This is a genomic window from Gemmiger formicilis (assembly GCF_016901605.1).
In the GTDB taxonomy this organism is placed as follows: Bacteria; Bacillota; Clostridia; order Oscillospirales; family Ruminococcaceae; genus Gemmiger; species Gemmiger formicilis_B.
The window spans coordinates 1-7240 of sequence record NZ_JACJKP010000155.1; the positions used below are offsets into that span (position 1 = coordinate 1).

Genomic DNA, 7240 nt, shown 5'->3' on the forward strand with positions numbered 1-7240 from the left:
CTACCGACGTGGATGCACTGCTGATTCAGCCCGGGCGCGATCTGCTGACCCTGGTAACCTGCCACCCGCTGGGCGGCAACAGCCAGCGTTATGTGGTGTACTGTGTACGCAGTTCATCCGAAGCGGACCGCACGGCACAATAAGCACCCGGTTCGCCTATGGCGTTCCCCGGCAGACACATGACGCAGAACTCATAATTACCGCAAAAAGCAGAAGCGGGCAGCCTTCTGCGAGCAGAAATTTTCTCTTTTCGTTTTCCGCAAAACCGCACCAGGACGCCGCCCCCCTGAAACCGGAGTCACGCCGCAAATACGCATAGAATGGTTGCTTTTGCCGGATCAACCTGTTACAATTAGCCTGTATGCCACCCCAAAAGGCGGCCCAAAGAGGAGTTTTCCAACAATGAGGATATCACCTTCCATCGCACAGGCGATTGTGAAAGAAATCAGCGATGCTGTCAACAAAAATGTAAACCTGATGGATGACACCGGGCGGATCATTGCCAGTACCAACCCTGAGCGGGTAGGGACTGAGCACATGGGCGCGCGCAAGATCGTGGAAGAAAAGCTGGAATGTCTTACGGTCTGTACGGACCAGGAATACAGCGGTTCCCTGGTCGGCATCAATCTTCCTCTATATTTCCGGGGCGACATTGTGGGGGTTATCGGGATCACCGGCGAATGGGATCAGATTGCCCAGTATGTTCAGTTGATCAAAAAAGCGTCCGAAGCATTGCTGAAGGATGCCTATATACAGGAAACCTCCAACGCACTCCGCATGCGGCAGCGCAACTACCTTCATACGCTGCTGTTCGGTACAGCGGCACAGCTTTCGGAAGATTTCCTGAGCCTGGGCGCCACCCTGGGGCTGGATATCCAGCTGCCGTACCGCTGCCTTTGTATTTCCTTTGCCGCACCGGAGGGAAGAAGCGCCGAGATCCAGACTCTTTTGGACAGGGCGGAAGAATATCTGGAACGGACGTACTCCGGGCTCATGCTGTACAGAGAGAGTACGCAGCTTTCCCTGTTTACTACCATTCTGGACGAAAACCACCTGCGGACGCTGGTTTCCCGCCTGAGTGGCAGTCTTCCCCTGCAGCCGGGCTTTTCACTGAAAGCCGGTGTGGATATGGGCCCCCACCACGGGCTGCAACTCCGTACAGGAAGAGTGCAGGCAGAAAAAAGTCTGCATATCGCTTTTATGGAGCAAGGGGAACCCCTGATTTTCTACGGAGATATGACCAGCGGTATTTATCTGGGGGAGATCAGCGCTGCCTCCAAAAAAGAATATCTGGCACGTATTTTCAAGGGAATGAGCCTGGCTGAGATGCAGGAATGGGCACAGCTTCTGGCCACCTTTTATGCCTGTGACGGTTCGCTGAACAAAACCGCCGATAAGCTGTTCATCCACAAAAACACCCTGCAGTACCAGCTGCGCAAACTGGCCTCCCTAACGGGATATGACCCCCGCAGCATCACAAATGCCGGGTTGTACCAGACCGCCATCCAATTCCTTAAAGCCATTTGACAGCAAACTGCACAAAAGTATACCACAATCCGCCGGAGGATATGTCATGCAAGACATATCCTCCGGTCTTTTTTCATGCTTGCGGCCAAAGACAAGACCACGCCCGGATGCTACAATAAAGTCAACAGAAAACGAATTTTCCCCAATTTTTACGAAGGCAGGAGGCTGTATCCCTATGGAACTTTATTCTTGTGATACCATGGTCGCTCTGGGCAACAGTACCGAAAGCGGTCATGTGATTTTTGCCAAAAACAGCGACCGTCCCGTTACCGAGGCACAGCCGCTGGTGGTCTATCCCGCCGCAGATCATGCACCGGACGAAACCGTGCAATGTACCTACATTCAGATTCCGCAGGCGGCGCACACCTACCGTGTACTGGGCTCCAAGCCCTACTGGATCTGGGGCTTTGAACACGGCATGAACGAAAAAGGTGTTGCGATCGGCAACGAAGCCGTCTGGTCCCGGGAACCGGAGGAAGCGGAAAACGGCCTGCTGGGTATGGATCTGCTCCGTCTGGGGCTTGAGCGGGGCGCAACCGCCTACGAAGCGCTCCATGTGATCACCTCCCTGCTGGAAAAATACGGCCAGGGCGGCAATGCAGCTGTGGGGATGCAGCACCGGTACCACAACGCCTTCCTGATTGCCGATGCCCGGGAGGCCTGGATTCTGGATACCTGCAGCCGCCGCTGGGTCGCCCGCCGGGTGCGGGATGTGGCCGGCATTTCCAACTGTTACAGCACCGAAACCGAGTGGGACGAGGACTCCGGAGATGTGAAGGAGCACGCCTACGAGATGGGCTGGATCAGTCCCCAGGTCCCCTTCAATTTTGCCAAAGCCTACGGCGCCATGAGCCTGAAACACCGGGCCGCGCAGCCACGGTTTTTCCGCCTGAACAAACTGCTGCGGGCCAATATGGGCCACATTACGCTGGATACCATCCGTGCCATTCAGCGGGACCACTTTGAAGGCGAATCCATTGCCCCCCGCTGGAGCCCTGCCGATGGCCTGCAGGTGACGATCTGCATGCACGCCATGCTGGACACCGCCAGCAAGACGGCGGCCTCCTCGCATGTGGAGCTGGTGGAAGGCGAAACACCGGTTTGGTGGAGTGCTTTCGGCTGCCCCTGTTTGTCGGTCTATGCCCCCTACTCGGTAAACAATGCCCTGCCTGCCGAACTCAGCTGTGCCGAGGCAAAGTACACCCCCGAAAGTGCATGGTGGCAGTTTGAGCGGCTGCAATACGCCATCGAACAGGATTATCCCCGCTACGCGCCCCAGTGGCAGGAGGTGGCCGCCCGGCTGGAGACCCAGCTGCGGGAGCAGGCTGCTTCCGGCAAGGCACCCGATGATGCCGCCGTGGAGGCAAACACCCGGATGATTCTGGATGCGGTAAACGCCATGTATACCCGGATCATAGGGGAGCAAGCCCCCTCTGCCCAGCCGCAGCATACCGGGATGAACGAAACTGCCAAGCGGCGGGCAGGCATTACTTTCTAACGGAGCAGCGCCAGGCAGACTGGCGGACAAATACAAACAAGGAGGAACAAATGTTATGATTAGTATGAACGCTTTGGCATGGACCGGTGTTTTTATTGTTATCGGTGTCGTGCTGCGTGCGGCGGTTCCGTTTTTGCGGAACAATCTGGTTCCCGCAAGCGTCATTGGAGGTGTGATCGGTTTTATTGTGATTCAGACCGGCGTCATCTACAATGCAACGGTGGATGATTTCAGCAGTATTGCGGGACTTCTGTGGTCGTTCTCGTTTGCCAACATGGGCCTTACCCTGGCAGCGCAGAAAAAGACCACCAACAAAAAAAGACCTTTGAAAGAGCGGATGGCTGACAGCCAGTTCTCCGGTATTTGCGGCATGGGCTTCTTCTGGGTCATTCCTTACGCGCTGACCGGCCTGCTGGGTTACGCCGTGCTGAAACTCATCGGCGGCATCTGGGGTATGGACCCCGTATACGGCCTGTTGATCCCCTTCGGCTTTGCACAGGGCCCTGGCCAAAGCGTCACCTACGGCACCATGATCCAGAACAGCGGCGTTGTCAATGCGGTGCAGGTTGGCGTCACCTTTGCGGCCGCCGGCTTCCTGGTCGCTTTCCTCATTGGTGTTCCCTGGGTGCGCAAAGGCATCCAGAAGGGTCTGGCCCCCTATGCAGGCGAAATGAGCGAGAGCATGACAAGCGGCCTTTATGAGCCCGAAGAACAGCAGTATTACGGCAAAGAAACCACTCATCCCGGCAACGTAGACACCCTGGCCTTCCACTTCTCTCTGGTAGGAATCGCCTGGGTCTGTGGCCAGGCCCTGTGCACGCTGTGCGCCATGATTCCTGGCTTTGTGGGCGAAATTCTGTCCGGCTTCCTTTATCTGTATGCTATGCTGGTGGCGTACGCCCTGCGTTGGATCATCGGCAAGCTGGGCTTCAATAAGTATCTGGACCGCGGCACGCAGGTGCGTATCTCCGGTTTCTGCATCGATATGATGGTTACCTCTGCTTTCATGGGCATTTCCCTGACGGTGATCGGTGCCTGGATCATTCCCATCCTGGCCGTAGTGGTGGTCGGAACCCTCTTCACTTACATTACCACCCGCTACTTCGGCGAGCGTTTTGGCGGCAAGCACGGCTTTGAGCGCACTGTGGCCATCTGGGGCACGCTGACCGGCACCAATGCCACCGGCCAGGCACTCTGCCGCATGGTAGACCCCAATCGCAAGACCTCCGTGCTGGAGGAGCTGGGTCCCATCAACGCCATCAATGTACCCGCCTGCTATGTGGTCATGCCTGCTATCGTTGCGTTTGCCGCCAACCAAATCTCTTTTGGTCTGCTGGTAGCCGCCCTGGTCGGTACTGCCGCCGTCTTCCTGGCGGGCATGCTGATCACCCGCACCTGGGGCAAAAAGACCTACGACTACCGCAAAGGCGAGCTGTACTACGATGTTGATGAAGTAAACTGACCCTGACGGTGCACTAAAAATACGTTTCCCTGAGGGAAGACCCACCGGCGACTTCCGCCTTTGGCGGGTCTTCCCTCAGATTTTGTGAAGCCGAGGTGCTTAATGAAAAAGATTGTAATTATTCCCGACTCCTTCAAGGGAACCATGTCCAGCCGCATGATCGGAGAGATCATTGCCCAGGAAGCCTCCGACTGCTGGCCCGGCATGGAAACGGTTCGGGTGGAAGTAGCCGACGGTGGTGAAGGCAGTGTGGATGCTTTTTTGTCGGTTCTGCCGGGTACCAAGCACCAGCTGACGGTACAGGGCCCCTACGGCGAACCCATTCAAAGCTTTTACGGTCAGATGGGCGATACCGCCGTCATCGAAATGGCAGCGGCCGCCGGGCTTCCCTTAGTGGGGGAAAAACTGAATGCGGGGCAGACCAGCACCTACGGCGTGGGGCAGCTGATCTGCCACGCCCTGGAAAATGGTGCCCGAAAAATCATATTGGGACTTGGCGGCAGCGCCACCAATGACGGCGGTGCCGGTGCTGCGGCAGCACTGGGCGTGCGTTTTCTGGACAGCGAGGGAAAATCCTTTGTACCGGTAGGCGATACCCTGCACCGGATTCAGCATATTGAAATGCACGCCGCGGCCGAACGGTTGAAGAACGTTTCTGTGGTTGCCATGTGCGATATCAACAATCCGCTGTGCGGCCCGCAGGGAGCGGCTGCCGTTTTCGGCCCCCAGAAAGGGGCCGCCCCCGAGCAGGTGGTTCAGCTGGATGCGGGTTTGCACCATCTGGCGGATGTGATTCAAAGAGACCTTGGCATCCATGTTCTTCAGCTCCCGGGCGGCGGCGCTGCGGGCGGCATGGGTGCCGGAGCAGCTGCCTTTTTTGGCGCAGCGTTGGAAAGCGGCATTGATGTGGTGCTGGACACCGTTGATTTTGATCAAATGCTGGAAGGCTGTTCCATGGTCATCACCGGAGAAGGCCGGATCGACGGTCAGAGTGCCCGGGGCAAAGTGATTGCAGGAATTGCACAACGGGCGCAGAAAAAGAATGTGCCGGTTGTGGCTATTGTAGGGGACATTGCCGACGGCGCCGAACAAATGTACAGCAAAGGCGTCAGTGCCATTTTCAGCATCAACCGGGTGGCGCTGCCTTTCAGCGAGATGAAGCACCGGGCCCCTTCTGATCTTCGCCAGACTGTGCGCAATGTGTTCCGGTTTGTTAAGCTGGCAAAGGAGATTCAACTGTGAATTTCATTGACATCAAGGAACTGCTGACCATTCTGGTGGTCTTTTCTGCCAATATTGTGGAGGCCATTACAGGATTTGCGGGGACCATGCTGGCCATGCCCGCAGCCATGCAGCTGATTGGGGTTATGGACGCCAAGATCGTGCTGAACGTGGTGGCACTGTTTGTCAGCAGTACAATATGGATGCAAAGCCGGAAAGACACAAACCTGAAGGAAGTGTACAAGATATCCGGGCTTATGGTCATTGGCATGGCCGTTGGTTTATATCTGTTCAATCTGCTGCCGGTGGATTGGCTCTCCCGGCTGTACGGTATTTTGATCATCCTTGTGGCAATTAAAGGCTTGTTTGTAAAAAAACAGTTTTCCCTGCCGGAATGGATGCTGCTTGTGGTGGTGCTGGCCGCAGGGGTAATCCATGGAATGTTTTTGTCGGGCGGCTCGCTGCTGGTCATCTATGCAATTACGGTGCTGAAAGATAAAAGCGTTATACGGGCCACGCTTGCTCCGGTCTGGATTTTTTTGAACCTGATCATCCTGGCGCAGGATATCTGGGCAGGCCATGTAACCAGTCATTGTTTGGTGCTGGCCGTTTGCTGCCTGCCGCCGGTATGCCTGGCACTTTATATCGGCAACCTGCTTCACAAACGAATCCCTCAGGATTTCTTTGTGAAACTGACGTATCTGCTGTTGATTTTGTCCGGCGCTTCGCTGTTTATGTGAGGCAGCAGTCCGCCTGCCTTATAAATCCTTATGCGATCTCTTACAGAAAACACTTCTGTGTTCGGCAGTAAGCAAACGCCTGTTTCCCCATTTTACTGTGCGCAAGCCACCATACCTTTACAAGTCGCGGCGTTTCAAAACGCAGATGGATATCCCCACGGAAAAGGCCACCGAAAGGTGGCCTTTTCTGTTTCGATAGACACTGGATGTTCAGGACCCATTCACCTGTCGGATTATCCGGTCTGCTTCTGCGCCTTCCATCATTAATTGATATGCCTTGACAGAAAAGATGCGGAAAGCTATAATGAACATCGTTCATATTGGAGCGATTGGCTTTTCTGCTGCGCTTCCAATGCCCTGTGCGAAAGATAGCCAGCTTCACCATGTTCCCCCATGGACAGAGCGGCTATACAAAACGAGTCAATAAAGGAGATCTGAATATGAAACGGTATATGAATCTGGCGCTGTTGTACGCTGTACTTGCCATGGTTGGCGGCGTATTTTATCGGGAGTTCACCAAGTTCAACGGCTTTACCGGCAAAACCACCCTCGGGGTCGTACATACCCATTACTTCCTGCTGGGCATGGTATTTTTCCTGTTGTTGCTTATGCTGGAAAAGAATTTTTCTTTCACCGGGGCCAAAACCGGGCCTGTCCTGATCGCCTATCAGGTCGGTCTGAATCTGACGGCAGTCATGTTTGTGGTACGTGGCATCGCCCAGGTGCTGGGTACGGCCCTTTCCTCCGGTATGAGTGCCGCCATTTCGGGCATTGCCGGAATCGGCCATATTT

General features: G+C 55.4%; 6 protein-coding genes. All 6 read left to right on the forward strand.

The features are described from left to right. Window positions 1-402: 402 nt before the first annotated feature. Window positions 403-1527, forward strand: a complete 1125-nt coding sequence (locus H6B10_RS11275) for a CdaR family transcriptional regulator (RefSeq protein WP_204651699.1) — start codon at window positions 403-405, stop codon at window positions 1525-1527. 175 nt (window positions 1528-1702) lie between these two features. Next, window positions 1703-3025 carry a C69 family dipeptidase gene (locus H6B10_RS11280; RefSeq protein WP_204651700.1) on the forward strand — a complete coding sequence of 441 codons (1323 nt, stop codon included), beginning with the start codon at window positions 1703-1705 and terminating at the stop codon, window positions 3023-3025. A gap of 55 nt (window positions 3026-3080) precedes the next feature. After that, window positions 3081-4487: a sodium/glutamate symporter gene (locus tag H6B10_RS11285; protein ID WP_204651701.1), complete on the forward strand. Its 1407-nt coding sequence runs from the start codon at window positions 3081-3083 to the stop codon at window positions 4485-4487. 102 nt (window positions 4488-4589) lie between these two features. Continuing rightward, window positions 4590-5729 (forward strand): glycerate kinase family protein, encoded by a 1140-nt coding sequence (locus H6B10_RS11290; protein WP_204651702.1) that lies wholly within the window; start codon window positions 4590-4592, stop codon window positions 5727-5729. Next, window positions 5726-6448 (forward strand): sulfite exporter TauE/SafE family protein, encoded by a 723-nt coding sequence (locus tag H6B10_RS11295; RefSeq protein ID WP_294568661.1) that lies wholly within the window; start codon window positions 5726-5728, stop codon window positions 6446-6448. The genes H6B10_RS11290 and H6B10_RS11295 overlap by 4 nt, the downstream gene beginning before the upstream one ends. A 440-nt stretch (window positions 6449-6888) precedes the next feature. After that, a partial coding sequence (locus H6B10_RS11300; protein WP_204651703.1) for a DUF2871 domain-containing protein occupies window positions 6889-7240 on the forward strand: 352 nt, incomplete at its 3' end.